Raw genomic sequence first — 21749 nt, forward strand, 5'->3', positions numbered from 1 at the left:
CTCTTGCCCCGGCCGCTGCTGTCTGTTCCGCCAGCGCCGGCGGGGCGGAATGGCGGGGCTGTGGGGACACCCTGTGGCTGCGGGCTGTGAGATGCCGTCCGCGGCGGATTTTTGGCGGCGCCGGGCCTCAGCGGGAGGGCCTGGGAGACGCGCTGGGCGGCTTGGGCTTGGAGTCAGGCGGGGCAGGGAAAACGGCAGCCGGGTAGAGCCCGGCCGCGTCCATCATGTAGTTCGCCCACTGCGGACCGGCCAGCATGTAGCCGTCGATTGCCTTGTAGAACTTGCCGTTGATCGTGATGTTCCGGCCCGGCCGCTTCTGGCCTTCCAGCGTGTCGCCGAAGTAGGACGCGGTGGCGAGTCCGGTGGTGTAGCCGACAACCCAGGTTGAGCCGTTGGTGTTGGACGTGCCGGTTTTGGCCGCCACGGGGAACCGGCTCTGGACCTTGGGATTGATGTATACGCCGGAGCCGCGTTTCAGCACGTCCTGCAGCACGGCGTTGACACCCCGGGCGACCTCGGGCTTGATGGTGTTCCGGCAGTCGCTGGTCTGGGCCGGGAGCTTCTTTCCGGCGGCATCCCTCACCTCCAGGATGGCGATCGGCGCGCAGTATCTGCCGTCGTTGGCGAACGTGGCGAATCCGGTGATCAGGTTGAGGGGTGAAACGCCGATGGCGCCGAGCAGGTTGCCCAGTTGGTGCATGTTGATCGGAGCGTTGTCCAGGCCGCTGTGAAGTCCCGCCGCGTTGACCATCTTCTGGATTCCGCAGAAGTCCAACTGGGCGGCGGCGGCGAAGGTCGCTGTGTTGATGGAGTTGTATAGCCCGTAGTTGATGGGCATGGGGCGGTAGTAGCCGGGATCGTTGTTCTGGAGGTCGTCATCCGCGCCGAGCCCGGCGATCCTCTGCGGCGTGCTGTAGCCGCCGAGAACCCTGCCGCAGCTGTCCCTCCACCGGAAACCCACCGGGTATGACCTCCGGGACGCGTCGACGACCGCGGTGGGGGACTTGCCCTCATTGAGCCACTCGGCGAATGTGAACGGCTTCATCGTGGAACCCGGCTGGAAACCGCCGGCGCCGTTGAGGTCGTTGCCGTTGGCGTCCCTTGCATCGACGTTGAAGTTCAACTGGGTATCGAACTTTCCGTCCTCGGGAAGGAACACCGTATTTTGGGCCATGGCCAGGATCTTGCCGGTGCCGGGCTGGATGGAGACCAGCGAAGCGCCCCATTTGTCCGGATTGGCCCCGGCGGTCGCGTCCACTTGCGTCTGTGCGGCCGCCTGCAGCCGGCTGTCCAGTGTGGTCGTGATGGTCAGGCCGCCCCGGTAGAGCTTGGCCTGCCGGCTGGCGGCGTCCACGCCGTAGGCCGGATTGTTGAGGATCAGATGCGAAATATAGTCGCAGAAGTATGGGGCCATGTCCGCGGCCGCACAGCCCTGCTTCCCGGGGGTGACGGACAGTCCCACGCCGGTGGCGGCAGCGGCGTCGTGCTCCGCGGGGGTGATCTTTCCCAGGCGCAGCATGCTGTCGAGCACCTGGTTGCGCCGCCCGAGGGAGGCCTCCGGATGCGCAACGGGATCGTAGTAGCTGGGGCTGTTGACCAGCCCCGCGAGCAGCGCGGCCTGCGGCAGCGTCAGGTCCTTGGCCGAGGTGCTGTAAAAGTGCCGTGCCGCCGCTTCAATGCCGTAGGCGTCCCGGTTGAAGAAGACGATGTTGAGATAGCCCTCCAGGATCTGGTCCTTGGTGTATCTCTTCTCCAGCTCCACGGCGAGCTTCATTTCCCGCAGCTTGTCGCCCAGGTCCTTCTGTGCGCTCAGGAACATCGCATCGCCGTTGTCCTGGGACAACTTCGCTTCATTGAGCACGTTGGAGACGTACTGCTGGGTCAGGGTGGACGCACCCTGCCGGCCGTCGTTGCTGGTCAGGTTGTGTGCCAGCGCCCGCATGATCCCGCGGAGGTCCACCCCGGAGTGCTCGTAGAAGCGGTTGTCCTCGATGGAGACGATGGCGTCCCTGATGAACGGGGACATTTGATCGAGTGGGACCTTCACCCGGTTCTCCGTGTAGAACGTGGCGATGGGGCGCCCGTCCGAGGTCAGCACCTTGGTGGAGAGCGACGGCGTTTCAACCGCGAAGTCGGAAGGGAGGCTGTTGAAGAACGAGATCGAACCGCTGACGGAGGCTCCTGCTGCGGCAACGCCGGGAATCACCAGGCCGGCAGCCAGGACTCCGCAGAGTGCGCTCACTGCCAGGAAGCCGGCGAGCCAGCCCATGGTTGAGGCCAAACGGACGAGTAATCGGTTCTTCGGCGCCATTCTGGTCCAGCTATCAGGCTCAAGATTTTTGCCCAGAATACGCCGGATGGGGACCTTCAGCCAGAGCATAAGGGGGCGTACCTGAAGAGTTCGACGGCGCCTGCGCCCGCATGGTTGCCGGGCGGCGCCGGCAACGCCGCAGGGCAGCCGGGGAGCCGGAATGAAATGAATTGATTGAACGTTCAATAAATATGGACTTTGGTATCTTCACTTTTGGCGAGCTTTCCCGAAACACCCGCACCGGCACCGCGCTGTCCCCGCAGCAGCGGCTGAAGGAGATCATTGAACTCGCCAAGCTGGCCGATCAGGCGGGCCTCGCCTTCCTGGGGCTGGGGGAGCACCACCGGCGCGACTTCGCCCTTTCGGCCCCGGAAATCGTGCTGGCCGCGATTGCCCGGGAAACATCCAATCTCCGGCTGGGCACGGCCGTCACCGTGCTCTCGACCCAAGACCCGGTGCGGCTCTTTGAACAGTTCGCCACCCTGGACCTGATCTCGGACGGCCGGGCCGAGATCATTGCAGGCCGTGGCGCGTTCGTAGAGTCCTATCCGCTCTTCGGCCACAAGCTCGAGGACTACGACGCCCTGTTCGACGAGAAGCTGCGCCTGCTGCTGGAACTGCGGGACAACGCCCGGGACAACACCACAGTGCAGTGGTCCGGAACACTGACGCAGAGCATCCCGGGTATGGACATCGCCCCGCGCCCGATGCAGCAGAAACTGCCTGTCTGGGTAGGTGTCGGCGGCACGCCGGCGAGCTTTTCCCGGGCGGGACGCCTGGGGCTGCCCTTGTTCATCGCGCTGCTGTCCGGGCCGGCTCGCTTCCGCCACCTTGTTGAGCTGTACCGCGAGAGTGCTGCCGCCGCCGGGCACGACGCCGGCGCCCTGCCGGTGGGGGCCGGCGGCCACTTCTATACGGCTCCGACGTCACAGCAGGCGCGCGACACGTTCTACCCCTATTACCGGGCCTACTTCGAACAAAACATGCCACGCCCCGTGGACCACTTCCCCCGCTCCACTTTTGATGCGTGGACCGAGCCGGGCGGCGGACTGCTGGTCGGGAGTCCGCAGCAGGTCACCGAGAAGCTCCTGGAGATCCACCAGACGCTGGGAAACACCCGGTACTTGGCCCAGATCGGGCTGGGCGGACTGCCGTTTGCCGAGACGGCCCGGTCCATTGAGCTGCTCGCGACGGAGATCATGCCCGCCGTCAACCGGGAGGTCTCCGCCGGCCTTGTGGGCCACCGACCCGGCGAAACGCTGGCCTGAGGGCCGGCAGACGACGGCCGAACCCCGGCTTCGTCCGCTGCCGGCTCTGCTGATCTACAGCGTGTGGCCGGAATGGCCGCCGGTGCCGTTGCCGTTTCCGCTGTCAGGGTTTGCTGCGTCGCTCACGCGGTAGCGGACCAGCATCCCGGCGCTGATGTGATCGTTGACGTGGCAGTGGAACAGCCATGTGCCCGGGTTGTCGGGGACCATGTCGGCCGTCACCATGGTGGCCGGCAACAGGCTCACGACATCAGTGCGCATTCCCAGCGCCGTCGCGGTGTTGCCGTGCCAGTGCGGGGTGTGCAGGTCCACCTCCGTGCCCATACCCATCAGGTACCAGCGGACCCGATCCCCCTTAGCCATGGTCATGGCATCCAAGGGCAGGTTGCCGAAGACGTAGCCGTTGACGGAGTGCATCAGGTTGCTCTCGCCGAACTCTTCATTGTCCGGGTCCACTGACGCAGGGTCACCGGCGAAGCGGGCGATGTTGCGTTGCAGGTACGGGCTGGCGTTCTCGTCGCTGACCTTGAATTGGACAAAGAACTCGCGGTCCACATCGTTCGGCGTGCCGTCCGCGCGCGCGGCGCTGGCCTTCGTTATGACCATGGGGCCGACCAGGCCTGCGTAGTCATCGCCCACTTCATCCGTGTGCGAGTGGTACATCCACATCACAGAACTGCCGTCCATCGGGCCGGGGCCAGCACGGTCCGGGACCTTGTAGCTATATGTGTAGACAGTGCCCGGGGTGACTGCGTCGTCACCGTGATCTGCCGCGCTCGTTCCGTCGTTGTACGGGGCGCCCTCGCTGCCCTTGTCATAGAAGACGCCATGGGCATGGACAGCCGCGGGGCGGTCCAGATTGTTCTTGAATATCACCTTGATCGTGTCCCCGACGACCGCGCGGATGACAGGCCCCAGCATGCCCAAATGCTGGTCGGCCGCGATCCGGGGCTTGAGCGTCCTGAAGGAGGAGTCGGTGTACTCCCGGTACAAGGACTTGATGTAGGTGCTGCCGATCCGTTGCGGTCCCTGCTGAGTGAAGACGGCGGCAGCCGCGTCAAACGGCTCACCCGTGATCTGGTTGCTGCCGGTCGGCGCGTAGTTCCAGTCGACCTCATCCGCGCCGATGAAGTATGTGCGCGTTTGCGGAACATAGTGCCCCTTGGCCGGCGCCGTGGCGGTGGCCGACCCCGAGAGGATGAAGATCGGGGCCAAGGCCGCGACCAGCCCCATCACCATCAACAGCAAAATCCACCGCGGCCAGAACAACGGTCCCGTCCGGGCTTGCTGAGGCGTCATGGCGTGATTCCCCATGATGCTTTCTCACTTTCGCATCCGTGGCCGGCCGGGTGACACGGCCTTAACAAGCGGACAGTAGCAAGAGGGGGTTAGAAAATTCTTGGGTTTGCACCCCGGGACCTGGACGGTTAGGGCCGGAGTTGCTGACTGAGCGGGATTTCAAGGCAGCGGGCGGACGCGTTCCAGGTGCTTCGCGTGCCCAGATGCTGGTTCAGCCGCTGCATCCGGGCGGCAATATCGGCCGCCGACCCCCGGGCCAGGCGGGCCTGAAATCCGGCGATGACGGTGGGGTACAGCCGCAGCGTGCGGGGTTGGTTGTCCCCTGTGACGAGTACGAAGAGGAAGGACTGGTCATTGCGCTCGACGGGGTCCACGGCGTAATCGTCAACGAAATCCCCGGCGCTGTAGATGATCGGACGGTCCCGGTGGATCCCCACGCCCCGGAAGACATGCGGGGAGTGGCCGAACACGACGTCGGCGCCGGCATCGATGAGGTCGCGCGCGAGGTCCTGATGCCGCACCGGGGCGTCCGAGCCCCAATTGCCTCCCCAGTGGGCCGACACAATGAGGAGCTGGACGCGGGCCTTGGTCCGCTGGACCAGGTCCAGGAGCGCGGCTCCGCGCTCGCCGCCGTCGTCCAAGGGAACGAAGTAGACCCCGGGAACCGAGGGACCCGCCTCCCAATCGGGCTGGTTGTCCGTAAAGGCGATGAAGCCGACGGCGGTGCCGCCCACCCGCCGCACGGCCGGGCGCCGGGCTGCGTCCAGGTCCGGGCCGGCCCCGGCGTGCAGGATTCCGGCGCCGTCAAGCGCCGGGAGCATTTCCCGGAACGCGTCCGCGCCGAAATCCAAGACGTGGTTGTTGGCGAGGGAGACGACGTCGATCCCGGCGGCGAGCAGGCTGTCCACGTTTTTCAGGTCGGAGCGGAAGTGGAAGATTTTTCCGGGCTCCGGCTCGCCGCCGGACGCCAGGACGCATTCGAGGTTGGCGACGCGGACGTCGGCCTCCCGGAGGAGTTCCAGCGTGTCACCCCAGGGATAGGCAGGATTGGCCGTGGCCAGGTGGCGGTTGACCAGCCGGCCCAGCATGACGTCTCCCAGCAGCGCGATCTGCATGGCTATCCGGCCCGTCAGCTCATGCCCCGAGGGCTAGCTTTGGTAGCCCTCGACCTCGCTGGCCGGCCGCACCTCCGCCTCGTCCGGGTTCTCGCCGTAGTCCTTTTTTGCCCGCCGCTGGCGCAGCAGGTCCCAGCACTGGTCAAGCTGTTCCTCCAGCTGCTGCAGCCGGAGGACGTCCGGAGCCCCGGGCGGTGCTGCGTCTTCGCGGAGGCTGTGTTCTTCCTCCACCAGTGCCTTGATCCGTTCCAGGATGTCTTGGTTGTCCACAGTGTCCTCTTCTCGTCCGACGGCGGCAGGGCCCGGGACCTCCGCGGTCCCTGGCCAGATCCCTTTCCAGCCTACGGAGGCGGAGCGGCCGTGAACAGAGGCTCCCGCCGGCGCCGGCGCCGGCGCCGGCACCGCGCACCTGCGTCCGGTGCGCGCGCCAAGCCGGTGGCTTAGCCGAGGAGTTCGTCGGAGTAGCACCAACGCCAGTCCTCGTCCGGCTCAATGCTGCGCATCACGGGGTGGCCGGTGGCCTGGAAGTGCTTGTACGCATGGGTTCCCGGGGAGGAATCGCAGCAGGCCACGTTGCCGCAGTGCACGCACATCCGCAGGTGCACCGGCGTGGTGCCGTCCCGCTCGCATGCGGCGCAGGCGGGATCCGGCGGGACCACCGGGTCGGGGGCGGATTCCAGGTGGGAGCAGACCCCGCCGGGCCGGGCAATCCCTTCGCCGCCGCCTCCTCCGGTGCTGTCCGGTTCCTCCAGTGAGGCGTCCAGCATGGACTCCTCGACATCCAGGCGGTCAAGGACGTCGGCCAGGACCTCGTGGGCGTAGGCGCCGCCGCGCCGCAGTTCCAGGACCTTGGCGCGCTCGGCATCGAGCATCGCAAGCCGCAGCTGGGCGTAGCGCTGGCTGGGGGTGGCGGATTCCGCGGAGGGACGGCCCAGCCGCTCCCACGCGGCCAGTCCGCGCTCCTGCGTGCGCCGTTTCAGCATCGCGACGACTTCCGGGGGATCGGAGTCCGAGCGCAGTTCCTGCAGCCGCTGCACGCCCGCCGCCGTGGCCAGCTGCATGAGCGAGGCCTGGTTGAGCGCGTCTTCGCGCGGATCCGGTCCCTTCACGCGCAGGACCCGGACCAGGGCCGGGAGTGTGAAGCCCTGCAGGGTGAGGGTGCCCCCCACCACTACGAGGGCCATCAGGATCAGGACGGACCGGTGGTCCAGCTGTGCCGGCAGGACCAGGACGGCGGCAAGCGTCACCACGCCGCGCATGCCGGCCCAGGAGACGATCGCGGCAAATTGCCAGGGCGGCGCGGGATCATTGCGCCGGACGGCAGGAATGAGCCGGGGCAGGTACGTTGCGGGAAAAACCCAGATCGGGCGCAGGACCAGTACGGCCAGCAGCACCACGGCGCAGCCGAGCCAGATCCGGTTCGGCCCCAGCGAGTCATCCTGGACGCCTTCGATGATGGTCCGGACCTGCAGCCCGATCAGGAGGAACACGGAATTCTCCAGCAGGAACTGGACCGTGTGCCAGTTGCTGCGTTGGCTCAGCCGGGCCGCCCCGTTCGGCATGGACGGGGCCTTCGTCCCCATGATCAGCCCCGTGACGACGACGGCCAGGACGCCGGAGGCGTGGATCGCTTCGGCCGGAAGATAGGCCACAAGCGGCGCGACCAGGGACGTGGAGGTGTTGATGGCCACGTTGCGGATCCGTTTGCGGAGCGCGGTGAGCACGAAGGCCGCGGCAATGCCCACCACCAGGCCCCCGCCAGCTGCAAGGAGGAAGCCCCCGGCGATGGCCGCGGCCGAGACCGTTCCGGCGATGGCGGCGATGGCGGCGCGCAGGCAGACCAGCGCCGTGGCGTCGTTGACCAGGGATTCGCCCTCCAGGATGGTCACAATCCTGCGGGGCATGCCCACCTTGCGGGCAATGGCCGTCGCTGCCACGGCGTCCGGCGGTGCGACGACGGCGCCCAGGGCCATCGCCGCCGCCAGCGGGATCTCGGGAAACAGCCAGAAGACCACAAAACCGATGCAGACGGTGCCGAAGATGACGTAGCCCACCGAGAGCAGGCCGATGGCGCGGCGGTTGGACCCGAAGTCGAACAGCGAGGTCTGCAGGGCTGCCGCATAGAGCAGCGGCGGCAGCAGCCCGACCAGCACGAGCTCCGGATTCAGCTCGATCGTGGGGACGAACGGGAGGAAGGAGCACACGACGCCGGCCAGCACCAGCAGCAGCGGGACGGAGACGTTGATCTTGCGTCCCAGCGCGCTGCCGGCGCAGACAATGGCGACCAGGGCCAGCAGCCCGTAAGCGACTTCCATTGGCCCATTCTGTCAGCTTGCCGCCGCCTGCCGGAGGGTTCCCCCGCATTGCATGATCAGCTTGCTTATTACTTTGCCGGTTCCTAGAGTTGAAACCGCAAGCCCAATGATTCCCGTGCGGGCGCCGGTGCGGCCCAAGGCCGCCCGGACCCGCGCCCCGGTATGAGGAGGACACATGTCAGAGCACAACATTGCGGGCAAGAAGGTCGCGTTCCTGCTGACGGACGGGGTGGAGCAGGTGGAGCTGACCAGCCCGTGGAATGCCGTGAAGGAAGCCGGCGGAGTGCCCACCCTGGTCTCGCCCAAGACCGGAAAGCTGCAGGGCTATGACGGCACCGAGAAGGGCCAGACGTTTGCCGTGGACCTCGCCGCCGGGCAGGCCGATGCCGCCGACTTCGACGCCCTCGTGATCCCCGGCGGCGTGGTCAACGCGGATCACCTCCGCGTCGACAAGGACGCCCAGGCGTTCACCCGGGCGTTCTTCGAACAGCACAAGCCGGTGGCCTCCATCTGCCACGGCCCGCGGCTGCTGATCGATGCCGGCGTGGTCAGCGGCCGGAACGTGACCTCGTACCACACGCTGCAGACGGACCTGAAGAACGCCGGAGCGAACTGGAGCGACCAGGAAGTCGTGGTGGACCAGGGTCTCGTGACGAGCCGCAACCCGCACGACCTCCCGGCCTTCAACGCCAAACTCCTGGAAGAAATCGCCGAGGGCGAGCACGCCGGCCAAACGGCCTAGTGGACAACGGCTGGAACTGGGAGCTGTTCCGGCCCGCCATAGCGGCCGACGGCGGTGAGCACCGCCGTCGGCCGCTGTTCTTTTGTTGTCTGCCGGGAGCCTACCCAGCCCGCCGGTTTTGAGGCAGGATATGCCGTGTAACGTGCACCGCCGATTCGGCCGTCCCGGCCTGCGCCCCAGCAGCAAGGAGTCCCGCATGACCACGCTCAATCCCTACCTCGGCTTCCGCGACAACGCCAAGGACGCCATGACGTTCTACCAGTCGGTGTTCGGCGGGGAGCTGACGATGAGTACCTTCGCCGAGTACCACGCCAGCGAGGACCCGGCGGAGCAGGACAAAATCATGCACGGCCAGCTCCGGACCGACGGCGGCCTGGTGCTCATGGGGGCAGACACCCCCAACAGCATGGACTACACCCCGGGCAACAACTTCTCCGTGTCGCTGAGCGGATCCGACGAAGCCGAGCTCCGCGGCTACTTCGAGAAGCTGGCCGACGGGGGCACCATCGCCATGCCGCTGGAGAGGGCGCCCTGGGGTGACATCTTCGGCATGTGCAAGGACAAATTCGGGGTGGACTGGCTGGTGAACGTCGGTCCCGAGGTCGCCTGAGCCGGACCGGCACCCCGCGCCGGGGCCCAGGGAACGCACAGCCCCAAAAGACGGTGCCGGTTCACGGCGCAAGGCGCCTCCGCCCGGCCTGCAGTTAGAGCTATCCTGAAGGCGGCCAGGACAGTGCAGATTCGAGTCCATCCTCCTGGCCGAGAGAGGCATGCCATGACCGAGAAGCTGCACCTCAGCCCGGACGATGAATTCCCCGAGGACCTCAGCAAAGTCGAGGACAAGGACCTCCAGGTCCTCGACAGTCAGGTCCAGCGCCAGCTCGACTACGAGTACGTGGCGGAGGGAGAGCCGAATCCGGAGACTGAATTCCGTCATTATGACCTCGATGAGGAGTTCGAAGAGCGGGACAAACGGGAGACCTGAAGGGCCGGAACCGGCCGCGGCAGGTCCGGCCTTTCGCATGGCGTCCGCAATCTAGTCAGCATGCTTACTACACTGGAGTAACCATTCTGCAGAGAAACGAGCACCCATGACACCGGCAGCCGCCCCGCGTTCCCTCCCGTACCCCCTCGGGGTCACCCTGCGCCAAGACGGCGCCAACGTCGCCGTCTATTCCCGGACTGCGGACTCCGTGGAATTCTGCACCTTCGACGCCGACGGCCACGAGACCCGGACAACGCTTCCGGAGCGGACGGGGCACGTCTTCCACGGCGTCGTCCCCGGCGTCACCGTGGGTACCCGCTACGGCCTGCGGGTCGACGGCGCTTGGAACCCCGACGCGGGCCTGCGCCACAACGTCTACAAACTGCTGCTGGATCCGCACGCCACCGCAATTGAAGGCGGCTATGACTGGGGCCAAGCGGTTTTCGCCCATGACCTGAACAACCCGGCCGAGTTCGACTCCACAGACTCCGCCCCGGCTGTTCCGCGCTGCGTGGTGACAGACCCGTCCTTCGACTGGGACGAGGGCACCCCCGATGTCGCGCCGCGGATTCCGCTGGCCGACACGGTGGTCTATGAAGTCCATGTCAAGGGCTTCACCCGGCAGCACCCCGAGGTCCCGGAAGAAATCCGCGGCACTTATGCCGGCCTGGCGCACCCGGCCGCCATCAAGCACCTCACCGACCTCGGCGTCACCGCCGTCGAACTGCTGCCGGTGCACCAGTTTGTCCAGGACAGCCATCTGGAAGAAAAGGGCCTGCGGAACTACTGGGGCTACAACAGCATCGGCTTCTTCGCCCCGCACGGGGACTACAGCGCCGCCGGCGACGGCGGAGGGCAGGTCGCCGAGTTCAAGGCGATGGTCAAGGCCCTCCACGCCGCCGGCCTCGAGGTGATTCTGGACGTGGTCTACAACCACACCGCCGAGGGCAACCACATGGGCCCGATGCTGTCCTTCAAGGGCATCGACAACGAGGCCTATTACCGGCTGGTCGAGGGCGAGGAATCGGCCTACTTCGACACGACGGGCACCGGCAACAGCCTCAATGTGGGGCACCCGGCGGCGCTGGGCCTCATCATGGATTCGCTGCGCTATTGGGTGACGGAGATGCACGTGGACGGGTTCCGCTTCGACCTCGCCACTACGCTGACCCGCCAGGACGGCAGCGCCGAACTCCACAGCGCCTTCCTCACCCTGATCCAACAGGATCCGGTACTCGCCCCGGTGAAAATGATCGCCGAACCGTGGGACACCGCCGGCTACCAGGTGGGCGGTTTCCCTGCCGACTGGTCTGAATGGAACGGCAAGTTCCGCGATGACGCCCGTGAATTCTGGCATGGCGGCGACAACGTCCTGGGCGACTTCGCCCAGCGCTTCCTCGGCAGCCCCGACGTTTACGAGGGCAGCCGCCGGGCCCCGGTGTCCAGCGTCAACTTCATCACCGCCCACGACGGATTCACCCTGGCGGACCTGACGGCCTACGACGAGAAACACAACGAAGCCAACGGAGAAGACAATAACGACGGCGAGAGCGATAACCGTTCGGCCAACCACGGCGTCGAAGGACCCACCGACGACGCCGGGGTCAACGAACTGCGTGACCGGCAACGCCGGAACTTCCTCGCGACGCTGCTCCTGTCCACCGGCGTGCCGATGATTCTCGGCGGCGACGAGATGGGCCGGAGCCAGGGCGGCAACAACAACGCCTACTGCCAGGACGACGAGATCTCCTGGTTCGACTGGAACAAGGTCGACGACGGGCTGCTGCGGTTCACCACGGAGCTGATTGCCCTCCGCCGCGAGAACCCGGCGCTCCGCCCGGCCTGGTTCCGGCACGCGCCCGAGGCAGGCAGCGCCGACACCGTCCGGGTCCTCCGCGCCGACGCCGAGGGATTCACTGCTGAGGACTGGACAGCGGATCACCGCGCCATCGCCTTCGTGCTCGAGCACGACGGCGCCGATTCCTTCGCCGTGCTGCTCAACGCTGCCGAAAACGGCGTCGAATTCACCGTCCCGGCCGCTCCCGCACAGGAATGGGAACTCGTGCTGTCCACCGATCCGGAGCAGCAGGTCGAATCGCCCGTGAGCACGCTGATCGTCCGCGACCGGTCCGTCACCGTCCTGCGGTCACGCAGGGCATGACCGACCCGGTCCGCGTGGAAGTCCATGCGGCGGGCCATACCGGCCACGTTTTCGCGACGCGGGAAGCCGCGTCGCGGAGACGGGGCGGCCCGGCCGCGCCCGCCGTCGTGCTCCTCCACGGGATCGGCGCCTCACACCGCTACCTGCGCCGCCTGAATCGGCTTCTTGCCGGCTCTATGGACACCTATTCCATTGACCTGCCGGGGTTCGGCGCCACGCCCAGACCGGAACGTACGCTCTCCATTGCCGAGCACGCCCGCTACGTCCTGGGGGCCATGGAACAGCTGGGCGTGACCGAGTTTGTGCTGGTTGGGCACTCGATGGGAACACAGTTCGCCACCGAAGCAGCGCTCCAGGAGCCCGGGCGGGTCTCGCATTTGGTGCTGATGGGGCCGGTGGTGGATCCCGAGCGCCGCACCGTCGCGCAGCAGGCCCTGGCGCTGGGCCGGGACTGCCTGTTCTACGAAAGCCCCTCCTCCAACGCCCTCGTCTTCACCGATTACCTGCGGTGCGGGCCCTCCTGGTACTTCAAGACACTCCGGGTCATGATGGAGTACCCCATGGCTCAGAAAATCACCGGTGTCACCGCGCCGGTCCTCGTGGTGCGCGGAGCCAACGACCCCGTGGCGGACGCGGACTGGAGCCGCCGGCTGGCCGGACTCGCACGCCTTGGGCAGCTGCTGGAAGTCCAGGGCACGGGGCACGTGGTGCAGCACAACCGGGCGGTCGAAGTGCGGGACGCGATTCTGGCTTTCACGGGCATGCCCGCGGCGGCAGGGGAGACGCTGCCGGGCCCGGCGTGAACGGCCCGGGAACCCCGCCCCGGCGGTTAGACCTCAAAGTGCGTCCGGGTGGGTCCCTGGCCCAGTGACTCGACGACGCCGGCCGCGAGGGCGTGGAGCTTGATGTTCCGGGCGCTGGATGCCGACTTCAGGAGCTCGAACGCTTCGTCCTGGCTGCAGCGGTTCTGCGCCATGATGATGCCGACCGCGACGTCGATCCCGGTCCGTGTCTCCAGGGTGGCCTTGAGGTTGGCCGCGGTATCGCTGCTGTGAGCGAACCGCACCGCGAGGCGCAGTGCCATGGACGTCTGGTGGACGAAGTCGCGGGCCAGTTCCGTGGCGCGGTGATCGAACCGGCCCGGCCGGTGCGAATACAGGTTCAAGGCGGCGCGGGTCTCGCCTTCCAGCAGAAACGGCAGCGCCAGGATGGACCGGAAGCCGTGCCCGTGGACCGTCGCGGCGTAATGGGGCCAGCGGCCGTCCTGTTCAAGGTCTGAAATGTGGACGGTTTCCTGCTCCCGGGACGCCGTCATGCAGGGACCGTCGCCGTAGGCGTACTGGATTTCGTCCATGGCCTGCGCGGCGGGGCTGCTGCTGGCGACGGTTGCCGCTTTCCGGTGCCGCAGGAGCGTGATGCCGCAGAGGATCTCGTCCCCGGGCTCTGAGAGGCTGCGCGCGGACACACGGGCGAGTTCGCTGAGAAACTCCTCCACGTCCGAACTGCTGAGCACCAGTTCATGCAGGTGCTGGTTTATTGAATTTGCGGTTGACTCGCTGACCACTTCTCTGTTGTGCCGTTTCCCTCAGGTCAAGACAACCCGGCGGTGCTTCCCACCGCGGCAAGTGGCGGATACGGCAGCGGCCGGCCGGATCGAAGAACAATCCAACGGCTTGCTGCAAAACCGTACCGGGAGATTATATACATCCGGATACGCGGGGCTCCAGACGGCGCCCGCGGGGTCACAGACTGCTGAACCGTTTCGCTGGGGCACGTAGGCTTGCCTTAAGTGAATTGTCGTGAACGGATGCCGCATGCCAGAGCTCGACGTCAAGGAGTCGCACTCCCTTCCGCTGGCGATTTCCCGTGCCGCGGGCCAGCCCGTGGCTGCCGTGCTGGGAGAGCTGGGCTCGGATGAGACCGGGCTGACCGGCGCGGAGGCGGACAGGCGCCTCGCGGAGCTGGGGCCCAACGCGGTGCGGACCCACATGGCCAGCGGGTGGTCGGTGCTGTGCCGGCAGCTGGCCAGCCCCATCCTGATCCTGCTGCTCATCACCGCGGGGCTTTCGCTGTTCCTCGGGGACGCCACGAACGCGATCGTGATCGGCGTGATCCTGCTGGTTAGCGTCGGGCTCGGATTTAGTAACGAATTCCGGGCCGAACGCGCTGCGGAGGCCTTGCATTCGCGCGTCACGCACCGCGCCGTCGTCGTCCGCGACGGGACCGCCCGAGAGGTCGAGGTCACCGCCTTGGTGCCCGGCGACGTCGTCCATCTGGGGATCGGCGCGATCATTCCGGCTGACATGCGAGTGCTGACCGCGAAAGACCTGCTGTGCGATGAAAGCATCCTGACCGGCGAATCGCTGCCGGTCGGCAAGGACCCCGCCCCGGTCACCGGCGCAGTGGCGCTGGGTGACCTGACGTCGTGCCTGTTCATGGGGACCGTGATCCAGTCCGGCTCCTGCACCGGGGTGGTGGTCGCCACCGGGGGCCGGGCAGAGTTCGGCCGGATCGCACTGGGACTGGGCGAACGGCAGCCCCAGACCGAGTTCCAGCTGGGCCTCAAACGCTTTTCCTTCCTGCTGCTGCAGGTGGCCATCGGGCTGACCTCGCTGATCTTTGTCGCGAACCTGCTCCTGCACCGCCCGGTGATCGAATCGCTGCTGTTCTCGCTGGCGATCGCGGTCGGCATCACCCCGCAGCTGCTGCCGGCCGTGGTCAGCACCAGCCTGGCCACGGGTACCCGGCAACTGGCCCGGCGGAAGGTGCTGGTGAAGCGGCTGGTCTGCATCGAGGACCTCGGCGACATGGACATCCTGGTCACGGATAAGACCGGGACTCTGACAGAGGGCCGGATCAGCTTCACGGCCGCGCTGCCCGCCCGCCCGGACATCGCCCCCGCTGACCTGCTCACGCTGGGGCTGCTGGCGACCGAAGCCGACTACGCAGAATCCCAGACCTCCCCGGTGGGCCTGAACTCGCTGGACGCCGCCCTGTGGGCGTCACCGGAGGCCGCGGCGTTCCAGCCGGCCCGCTACAAGCGCCTGGACGTGATTGACTTCGACCACCTGAGGCGCCGGACCAGCGTGCTGGTCAGCGACGACGGCGGCCCCGCCCGCCTTATCACCAAAGGCTCGCCAGAGGACGTCCTCGCGTTATGCGCGGACACCCCGGCGGACGTACAGGCGTTGCTGAATGAGCAGTTCGACGCCGGATCCCGGGTGGTGGCCGTCGCGAGCCGCCCCGCGGACGGGCTGGAGGACCTGACCCCGGCCGATGAGAAGGACCTGGTCCTGGCCGGGTTCCTCATCTTCCTGGACCGGCCCAAAGCCAACGCCCGGGCTTCCCTCGACCAGCTCGAGGCGCTGGGCATAACGGTCAAGATCGCCACCGGTGACAACGCCAGGGTCGCCGAAAAGGTGTGCGATGAACTCGGCGTCCTCTCGGGCGGAACGCTCAGTGGTCCCGCGGTGGAGGCCATGACCGACGACGAGCTGGCCGCCGCCGCGCGCGAGGCGAGCATCTTCGCCCGGGTTTCGCCCGAACAGAAGGCCCGGATCATCCGGCTGCTGCGCAAGAGCGGCGGCGCCGTGGGGTTCATGGGCGACGGCGTCAACGACGCCCTGGCGCTGCACGCCGCGGACATCGGCATTTCCGTCGACAGCGCCACCGACGTCGCCAAGGATGCCGCCGACGTCGTGCTGCTCGACAAGGACCTGGGGGTCCTGGCCGAAGGCGTCATGGAAGGCCGGCGGATCTTCGCCAACACCATCAAGTACGTCCTGATGGGCACCTCCAGCAACTTCGGCAACATGTTCAGCGCGGCCACGGCCTCGGTGCTTCTGAGCTTCCTGCCCATGCTGCCCGGCCAGATCCTGCTGAACAACCTGCTCTACGACGCCGGCCAGCTGGCCATCCCAGGCGACCGGGTGGACAAGGAACAGCTGCTGGCCCCATCGCACTGGGACATCGGCTTCATCCGGCGCTTCATGTTCTTGTTCGGCCCCATCAGCTCCATCTTCGACTTCGCGACGTTCGCGCTGATGCTCTTCGTCTTCGACGCGGTTCCCGGCGAATTCCGCGCCGGATGGTTCATCGAATCCATCGTCACGCAGACGCTGATCATCTTCGTCATCCGGACCCGGCGCGTACCCTTCTTCCGGAGCCGGCCGTCGGTGGGCCTGGTGAGCGCGTCCCTGGGCGTGGTGGCCCTCGGGGTGTACCTCCCGTTCTCGCCGTTGGCCGGGGTACTGGGCTTCGATCCGCTGCCGACGCCGTTCTTCCTCGCCTTGCTTGGGATGGGCGCGGTGTACCTGGTGCTGGTTGAACTGGCCAAAGTCTGGTTCTACGCCCGGGCCGCGCAGCAGCCTCTCCCGCCCCGTCCCGTCCGGCTCCGCGGCCGGACCCACCGCATCGCCCGCCGGGCCGCACGCTTCAGCATCCCGGCGGCCCGCCCGCTGCTCGTCAACCGTGGCCCGGGCTGGCGCCGCCGGCGCAAAATCGGGCACAAAGGCCCTCACCGGGTGACAGCCCCGGGCGGATAGTTGGAGGGAGCGGCCACCTGGCCCATTTCCGGCTCGCCGGGCCCGCAGGGACACCAGTTTCAGCGGTCCAGGACTGATGGGGCCGATGGCCGACATTTCGACTGGAAAGCCATAACCCATGAGCATTTTTCAAGACAGGGTCGACGCCGGGAGGCAGCTCGGCCGGCGTCTGGCGGAACTGCGTGGCCAGGACATTGTGGTCCTGGGACTACCCCGCGGCGGCGTCCCCGTCGCCTTCGAGGTTGCCGCCGCATTGGACGCCCCCCTGGACGTGATCGTGGTGCGAAAGCTCGGACTTCCATACCAGCCGGAGCTCGCCATGGGCGCGATCGGTGAAGGCGGAGCCAAGGTCCTGGACGAGCAGGTCCTGGCCCATGCGAGGGTCAGCGCCCACGAACTCCAGGCAGTTGAAGACCGCGAGCGCGCCGTGCTGGAAAACCGGGTGGTCCTGTTCCGGAAGGGCCGGACCCGGCAGGACCTGACCGGACGCATCGCGGTGATCGTCGACGACGGGATCGCCACCGGCTCCACCGCCCGTGTGGCCTGCCGGATCGCCCGCAAACAGGGGGCAGCACGGGTGATCCTTGCCGTTCCGGTTGCCCCGGCGGATACCCTAGCCAGCCTCACCGAGCCCGATGAAGTGGTCTGCCTGGCAACGCCGCGCCAGTTCACCGCGGTCGGCTACCACTACCGGGACTTCTCTCCCACCGACGACGACGAGGTGGTGCGCCTGCTCGATCTTGCGGCCAAACGCCTGGAATCCGCGCCGCCGCCGTCCCGTGCTCCGTACTTCACCCACGCGGGCAGCGCCGCCGACGTCGAAGAGGAAGTGGAGATTCCGTCCCGCGGGGTGCGGCTTCAGGCCCAGCTCCACCTTCCGGTGCCGGCCCGGGCCGTGGTGCTGTTCGCCCATGGCAGCGGCAGCAGCCGCCACAGCCCCCGGAACCGTTACGTGGCCGGGGTCCTGCAGCAGGCCGGGCTCGGGACACTGCTGCTGGACCTGCTGACGCCCGCGGAAGAGCGCAACCGCGCCAACGTCTTTGACATCGAACTCCTGGCCCGCAGGCTCTCCTCGGCAACCGACTGGCTTGCCACCCGGGCGGACACGGCCTCCTGCGCCGTGGGTTACTTCGGTGCCAGCACGGGCGCCGGGGCCGCGCTGTGGGCGGCGTCGGAGCCCTCGGCACGGATCGCGGCTGTTGTGTCCCGCGGCGGCCGGCCCGACCTCGCCGGCCCGCGGCTCTCCGCCGTGACTGCGCCAACGCTCCTGATTGTGGGCAGCCTGGACCATGAGGTCCTGGAGCTCAACCGCAAGGCCAAGGCCATGATGCGGTGCCCCAACCAGCTCGCCGTCGTGCAGGGGGCGACGCACTTGTTTGAGGAACCGGGCACGCTGGCCGCGGCGGCCATCCTGGCCCGGGACTGGTTTGTCGACTACTTGCTGGCCCCGGACGGTACCGGACCGCGTGACGGCGCCGCGGGCGTTTGATGAACACGGGCGTTTGATGAACACAGACGTTTGATGAACACAGATGCCTGAAGAACACAGCCGCTTGGAGAATCAGGAGCCGCGCGCCTTGCCGTGACCCCCGCCGCGGGCCTTTGCCTGGCTCTTGGCCCGGCTTTCGGCCCTGGCACGGATGCCGAGGAGCATCCGCCGCTCCATGACGAACTGCACCGGCTCCAGCAACGGGCGGAGCACCAGTCCCGCGGCCAGGGGCGAATAGTCGTACCGGGTGCGGGACACGAGCCGGCTGGCATGGGGGCCCGCAGGACGCAGCACGAACGTCCACCCCGCCTCCAGCCAGGGCCCGTCGGGAGGAGGACCGCCCGGTGACACCCGCCCGGTCCGCAGATCGATGGTTCCGCCAAGGCCCAGCACTGCCCGGGACTGGAGAAGCCTGACCGGCAGGCCGCCGTCGCGGGAAAGCGGAACGATGTCACCGATCTCCAGATGCTGCAGTTCCGGCAGAATCCTGTCCGCGCTGTGGATGCCCAGGCCCGCGGCGTTCTCGAGCCAGTCGTAGGAGTACATGCCGCCGCGGCCGGCGCCCAACTGGACAAGCCACGGCCAGACGTCTGATACCGGGGCCGCGATGGTGACGGCCCGGGTGCTTTGCATGCGCGGCGCGGGCACAATCTCGTCCCCGGGCAGCGGCCCGGCGGCCTCCTGGGTGGTGGCTCCCCAGCGCAGGAGCCTCGGCCGGACGGCCAGGACGTACGCGGCACCCGCCGCCGCCGCCGCAAGCGCCGCGAGCGGTCCGCGGATCCGGGCCGGAAGGTGCGGGCCGCTCAGGCGAGGGACCTCAGCCGGCGCTGCGGCAGCACGGGCGGTCCTGCGGGGTGCCGGTGCGGGGCCGGCGCGGTTCATCCCGTGGTCCGGTCCCTCAGGTCGTCCGCGCTCTGGCCGACCACCAGCACCGGGCAATGGGCATGGGCCACGCAGGCCCCGCTCACCGAGCCCATGACCTGATGGAGGAAGCCGCCCTTCCCGCGCCTGCCCACCACGAGCAGCTGGGCGTTCTTGCTCTCGTCGATGAGGGCCTTGGCCGGCGCCCCGAACTTGACCGAGCGCGTGAGTCCTTCCGGGCGGGAGTCCCCGAAGGCCCGTTCCAGCGCCTGGTCCACGAGGCGTTTGGCGGTCTCTTCCAGCTGCGCGGTGGTGGGCGTGCTCTCCTCCGGCAGGTGGGACGCCAGGAAGAAGTCGGAGGTGCCCAGGCACGTGATGACCTCCAACGGGACGTTCAGACTCGTGGACATGCGCCCGGCGAGGCGGAGCGCCGTCGTCGAAAACTCGGATCCGTCCACGCCCACGACAATGCGCTGATCACCGTTCATGGCCCCCAGCCTGCCCCCTGCCTCCGGGACTGCCTAGGGCCGAAAGTCACGCGGGGCTGGGCAGAGCACCCGGCTCCCCTTAGGGTGGAACGGTGACTGCCGGCGCCGGACCTGGGGCCGGAGCCCGTGCCGGACCAAGACGGTCTGCAGATCCTGCCACCCGAGGAGTTCCTGATGAGAGTTGCTGTTACCGGAGGAAGCGGAAAGCTGGGACGGAGCGTCGTCCGGCGGCTGAGTGAGGACGGCCACGATGTGACCAACCTGGACCGGACGGGCGCGCGCAGCCCCGGGTTCACGGAGGTGGACCTGCGCAACTACGGCCAGGTGGTGGACGTGTTCCTGGGCCTGGAGGACCGCCACAACGGCTTTGACGCCGTGGTGCATCTGGCCGCGATTCCCGCCCCGGGGCATGCCCCCGATGCCGCCACGTTCGAGAACAACATGCAGTCCACCTACAACGTGTTCCAGGCCGCCCGCCGTGCCGGGATCAAGAAAATTGTCTACGCCTCCAGCGAGACGGTCCTGGGGCTGCCGTTCGACGTCGACCCTCCTTACATCCCGGTGGACGAGGACTACCCGGCCCGGCCGGAAAGCACCTACTCCCTGGTCAAGCACCTCGAGGAGCAGATGGCCATCCAGCTGACCCGCTGGGACCCGGAACTGAGCATCACGGGCCTGCGGTTCTCCAATGTGATGGACCCGGAGGACTACGAGGAGTTCCCCTCCTTTGACCACGACGCAACCCTGCGCAAATGGAACCTCTGGGGCTACATCGACGGCCGCGACGGCGCCCAGGCCGTGGCCCGCGCCCTGGCCCACGGCAAGCCCGGCTTCGAGGCCTTCATCATCGCCAACGAAGACACCGTGATGAGCCGTTCCAGCGCCAGCCTGGCCGCCGAGGTCTTCCCCGACGTCAAAGTGGTCAAGGAGCTTGGCGAGCACGAAACCATGCTCTCGATCGACAAAGCCAAACGCCTCCTCGGCTACGCGCCCGAGCACACCTGGCGGACCTACCACTCGAACCGGACCACCCCGACCGAAGACTGAAACACCCGCGGCTGACGAAACCGGGACCAATCCACCCACCACTGAGGAGTTCCATGCACTACCGCACCCTGGGCAACAGCGGCGCCGTTGTCTCCACCTATGCGCTGGGCACCATGACCTTTGGCGCCGAAGCCACCGAGGAGCAGTCCCGCGCCATCCTGGATGACTACTTCGCGGCGGGCGGCAACTTCATCGACACCGCGGACGTTTATAGCTCGGGGGTGTCGGAGGAAATCATCGGCCGCTGGCTGGCCGACCGGGCAGACGCCCGGGACAGGGCCGTCGTGGCCACGAAAGGCCGCTTCCCGATGGGCCAGGCCCCCAACGACGTCGGGACCTCCCGCCGCCACCTGGTCCGGGCGCTGGATGACTCGCTGCGCCGGCTGGGCGTGGAGCAGATCGACCTCTATCAGCTGCATGCGTGGGACCCGATCACTCCCCTGGAAGAGACACTCCGGTTCCTGCACGACGCCGTCACCAGCGGCAAGATCGCGTACTACGGATTCTCCAATTTCCTGGGCTGGCAGCTGACCAAGGCGGTCCACGTAGCGAAAGCCCAGGGCTGGAGTGCCCCCGTGACGCTGCAGCCGCAGTACAGCCTGTTGGTCCGCGAGATCGAATCGGAAATCGTTCCGGCCTCGCTCGACGCCGGGATCGGGCTGCTGCCGTGGTCGCCTTTAGGCGGCGGCTGGCTGTCCGGCAAATACAAGCGCGACCAGCCGCCCGCCGGGGCCACCCGCCTCGGCGAAAATCCGAAACGGGGGATGGAAGCGTGGGAGGCCCGCAACGCCGACCCGCGCACCTGGGACGTGATTGCCGAAGTCGAGGAAACCGCCGGCCGGCATGGCGTGAGCCCGTCCCAGGTGGCACTGGCCTGGCTGGCGGACCGGCCGGCCGTCACCTCGGTGATCCTGGGCGCCCGGACCGTCGAGCAGCTCGCGGACAACCTGGCGGCGGCGGACCTCCGGCTCACCGCGGGGGAAACTGAGCGGCTGACCGAGGTCAGCCGCCCGCGCGTCGGCGTCTATCCGTACGGGCCGATGGCCCAGGAGCAGCGCAGCCGGAAGCTCGAGGGCGGTCGCTAAAGAACAAACGCGGGGTCATTTCCCGCCCGTCCAGCAGTG

Annotated in this window: 18 protein-coding genes; 10 read left to right on the top strand and 8 right to left on the bottom strand. The window is 67.6% G+C overall.

The window, feature by feature from the left end; genetic code table 11:
- Window positions 1-127 precede the first annotated feature (127 nt).
- A complete protein-coding gene (locus ACVWYS_RS02010) occupies window positions 128-2311 on the bottom strand; it encodes a transglycosylase domain-containing protein (RefSeq protein ID WP_344366738.1) in 2184 nt (727 codons plus the stop codon).
- A gap of 191 nt (window positions 2312-2502) precedes the next feature.
- Here ACVWYS_RS02010 and ACVWYS_RS02015 point away from each other — a divergent pair, with 191 nt between their 5' ends.
- Window positions 2503-3579 carry an LLM class flavin-dependent oxidoreductase gene (locus ACVWYS_RS02015; protein ID WP_456509287.1) on the top strand — a complete coding sequence of 359 codons (1077 nt, stop codon included), beginning with the start codon at window positions 2503-2505 and terminating at the stop codon, window positions 3577-3579.
- Between the two features lie 54 nt (window positions 3580-3633).
- Here the strand turns inward: ACVWYS_RS02015 and ACVWYS_RS02020 are convergent, their stop codons facing one another.
- From ACVWYS_RS02020 to ACVWYS_RS02035, 4 genes are all read right to left on the bottom strand, one after another.
- Window positions 3634-4878: a multicopper oxidase domain-containing protein gene (locus ACVWYS_RS02020; RefSeq protein ID WP_456508276.1), complete on the bottom strand. Its 1245-nt coding sequence runs from the start codon at window positions 4876-4878 to the stop codon at window positions 3634-3636.
- A 128-nt stretch (window positions 4879-5006) separates the two neighbouring features.
- The gene (locus ACVWYS_RS02025; protein ID WP_456508277.1) at window positions 5007-5993 is read right to left on the bottom strand and encodes a CapA family protein; all 987 of its coding nucleotides are present in this window, start codon (window positions 5991-5993) and stop codon (window positions 5007-5009) included.
- A gap of 33 nt (window positions 5994-6026) precedes the next feature.
- Window positions 6027-6263, bottom strand: coding sequence for a DUF2630 family protein (locus tag ACVWYS_RS02030; protein WP_116766186.1), 237 nt, complete (start codon window positions 6261-6263; stop codon window positions 6027-6029).
- Between the two features lie 170 nt (window positions 6264-6433).
- Window positions 6434-8308, bottom strand: coding sequence for a Na+/H+ antiporter (locus ACVWYS_RS02035; RefSeq protein ID WP_456509288.1), 1875 nt, complete (start codon window positions 8306-8308; stop codon window positions 6434-6436).
- 175 nt (window positions 8309-8483) lie between these two features.
- Here ACVWYS_RS02035 and ACVWYS_RS02040 point away from each other — a divergent pair, with 175 nt between their 5' ends.
- From ACVWYS_RS02040 to ACVWYS_RS02060, 5 genes are all read left to right on the top strand, one after another.
- Complete coding sequence (locus tag ACVWYS_RS02040) at window positions 8484-9050, top strand: type 1 glutamine amidotransferase domain-containing protein (RefSeq protein WP_456509289.1); 567 nt, start codon at window positions 8484-8486, stop codon at window positions 9048-9050.
- Between the two features lie 196 nt (window positions 9051-9246).
- Window positions 9247-9660 (top strand): VOC family protein, encoded by a 414-nt coding sequence (locus tag ACVWYS_RS02045; protein WP_116766183.1) that lies wholly within the window; start codon window positions 9247-9249, stop codon window positions 9658-9660.
- Window positions 9661-9825: 165 nt separating this feature from the next.
- On the top strand, window positions 9826-10035 hold the full coding sequence (locus ACVWYS_RS02050) for a hypothetical protein (RefSeq protein ID WP_091253059.1): 210 nt from the start codon (window positions 9826-9828) through the stop codon (window positions 10033-10035).
- Window positions 10036-10141: 106 nt separating this feature from the next.
- Complete coding sequence (glgX, locus tag ACVWYS_RS02055; RefSeq protein ID WP_456508280.1) at window positions 10142-12196, top strand: glycogen debranching protein GlgX; 2055 nt, start codon at window positions 10142-10144, stop codon at window positions 12194-12196.
- Window positions 12193-12999, top strand: coding sequence for an alpha/beta fold hydrolase (locus ACVWYS_RS02060; RefSeq protein ID WP_456508281.1), 807 nt, complete (start codon window positions 12193-12195; stop codon window positions 12997-12999). The genes glgX and ACVWYS_RS02060 overlap by 4 nt, the downstream gene beginning before the upstream one ends.
- Window positions 13000-13025: 26 nt before the next feature.
- Here the strand turns inward: ACVWYS_RS02060 and ACVWYS_RS02065 are convergent, their stop codons facing one another.
- Window positions 13026-13760 (bottom strand): GAF and ANTAR domain-containing protein, encoded by a 735-nt coding sequence (locus ACVWYS_RS02065; RefSeq protein WP_456508282.1) that lies wholly within the window; start codon window positions 13758-13760, stop codon window positions 13026-13028.
- 250 nt (window positions 13761-14010) lie between these two features.
- Between ACVWYS_RS02065 and mgtA the strand changes: the two genes are divergently transcribed.
- Window positions 14011-16740, top strand: a complete 2730-nt coding sequence (mgtA, locus tag ACVWYS_RS02070; protein ID WP_456509290.1) for a magnesium-translocating P-type ATPase — start codon at window positions 14011-14013, stop codon at window positions 16738-16740.
- A gap of 118 nt (window positions 16741-16858) precedes the next feature.
- Entirely contained in the window at window positions 16859-18229 is a 1371-nt protein-coding gene (locus tag ACVWYS_RS02075) for a phosphoribosyltransferase (protein WP_116766178.1), read from the top strand.
- Between the two features lie 72 nt (window positions 18230-18301).
- On the opposite strand, the gene ACVWYS_RS02080 is transcribed toward ACVWYS_RS02075, so the two are convergent.
- Entirely contained in the window at window positions 18302-19111 is an 810-nt protein-coding gene (locus ACVWYS_RS02080) for an SRPBCC family protein (protein WP_456509291.1), read from the bottom strand.
- Window positions 19108-19578 (bottom strand): universal stress protein, encoded by a 471-nt coding sequence (locus ACVWYS_RS02085; protein ID WP_344366707.1) that lies wholly within the window; start codon window positions 19576-19578, stop codon window positions 19108-19110. Before ACVWYS_RS02085 ends, ACVWYS_RS02080 begins: the two co-directional genes overlap by 4 nt.
- A gap of 174 nt (window positions 19579-19752) precedes the next feature.
- Here ACVWYS_RS02085 and ACVWYS_RS02090 point away from each other — a divergent pair, with 174 nt between their 5' ends.
- Both ACVWYS_RS02090 and ACVWYS_RS02095 read left to right on the top strand, forming a co-directional pair.
- On the top strand, window positions 19753-20625 hold the full coding sequence (locus ACVWYS_RS02090) for an NAD-dependent epimerase/dehydratase family protein (RefSeq protein ID WP_344366704.1): 873 nt from the start codon (window positions 19753-19755) through the stop codon (window positions 20623-20625).
- 53 nt (window positions 20626-20678) lie between these two features.
- A complete protein-coding gene (locus ACVWYS_RS02095) occupies window positions 20679-21710 on the top strand; it encodes an aldo/keto reductase (RefSeq protein ID WP_456508286.1) in 1032 nt (343 codons plus the stop codon).
- The last annotated feature ends 39 nt before the right edge of the window (window positions 21711-21749 follow it).

It is taken from the genome of Arthrobacter sp. TE12231 (genome assembly GCF_054062895.1).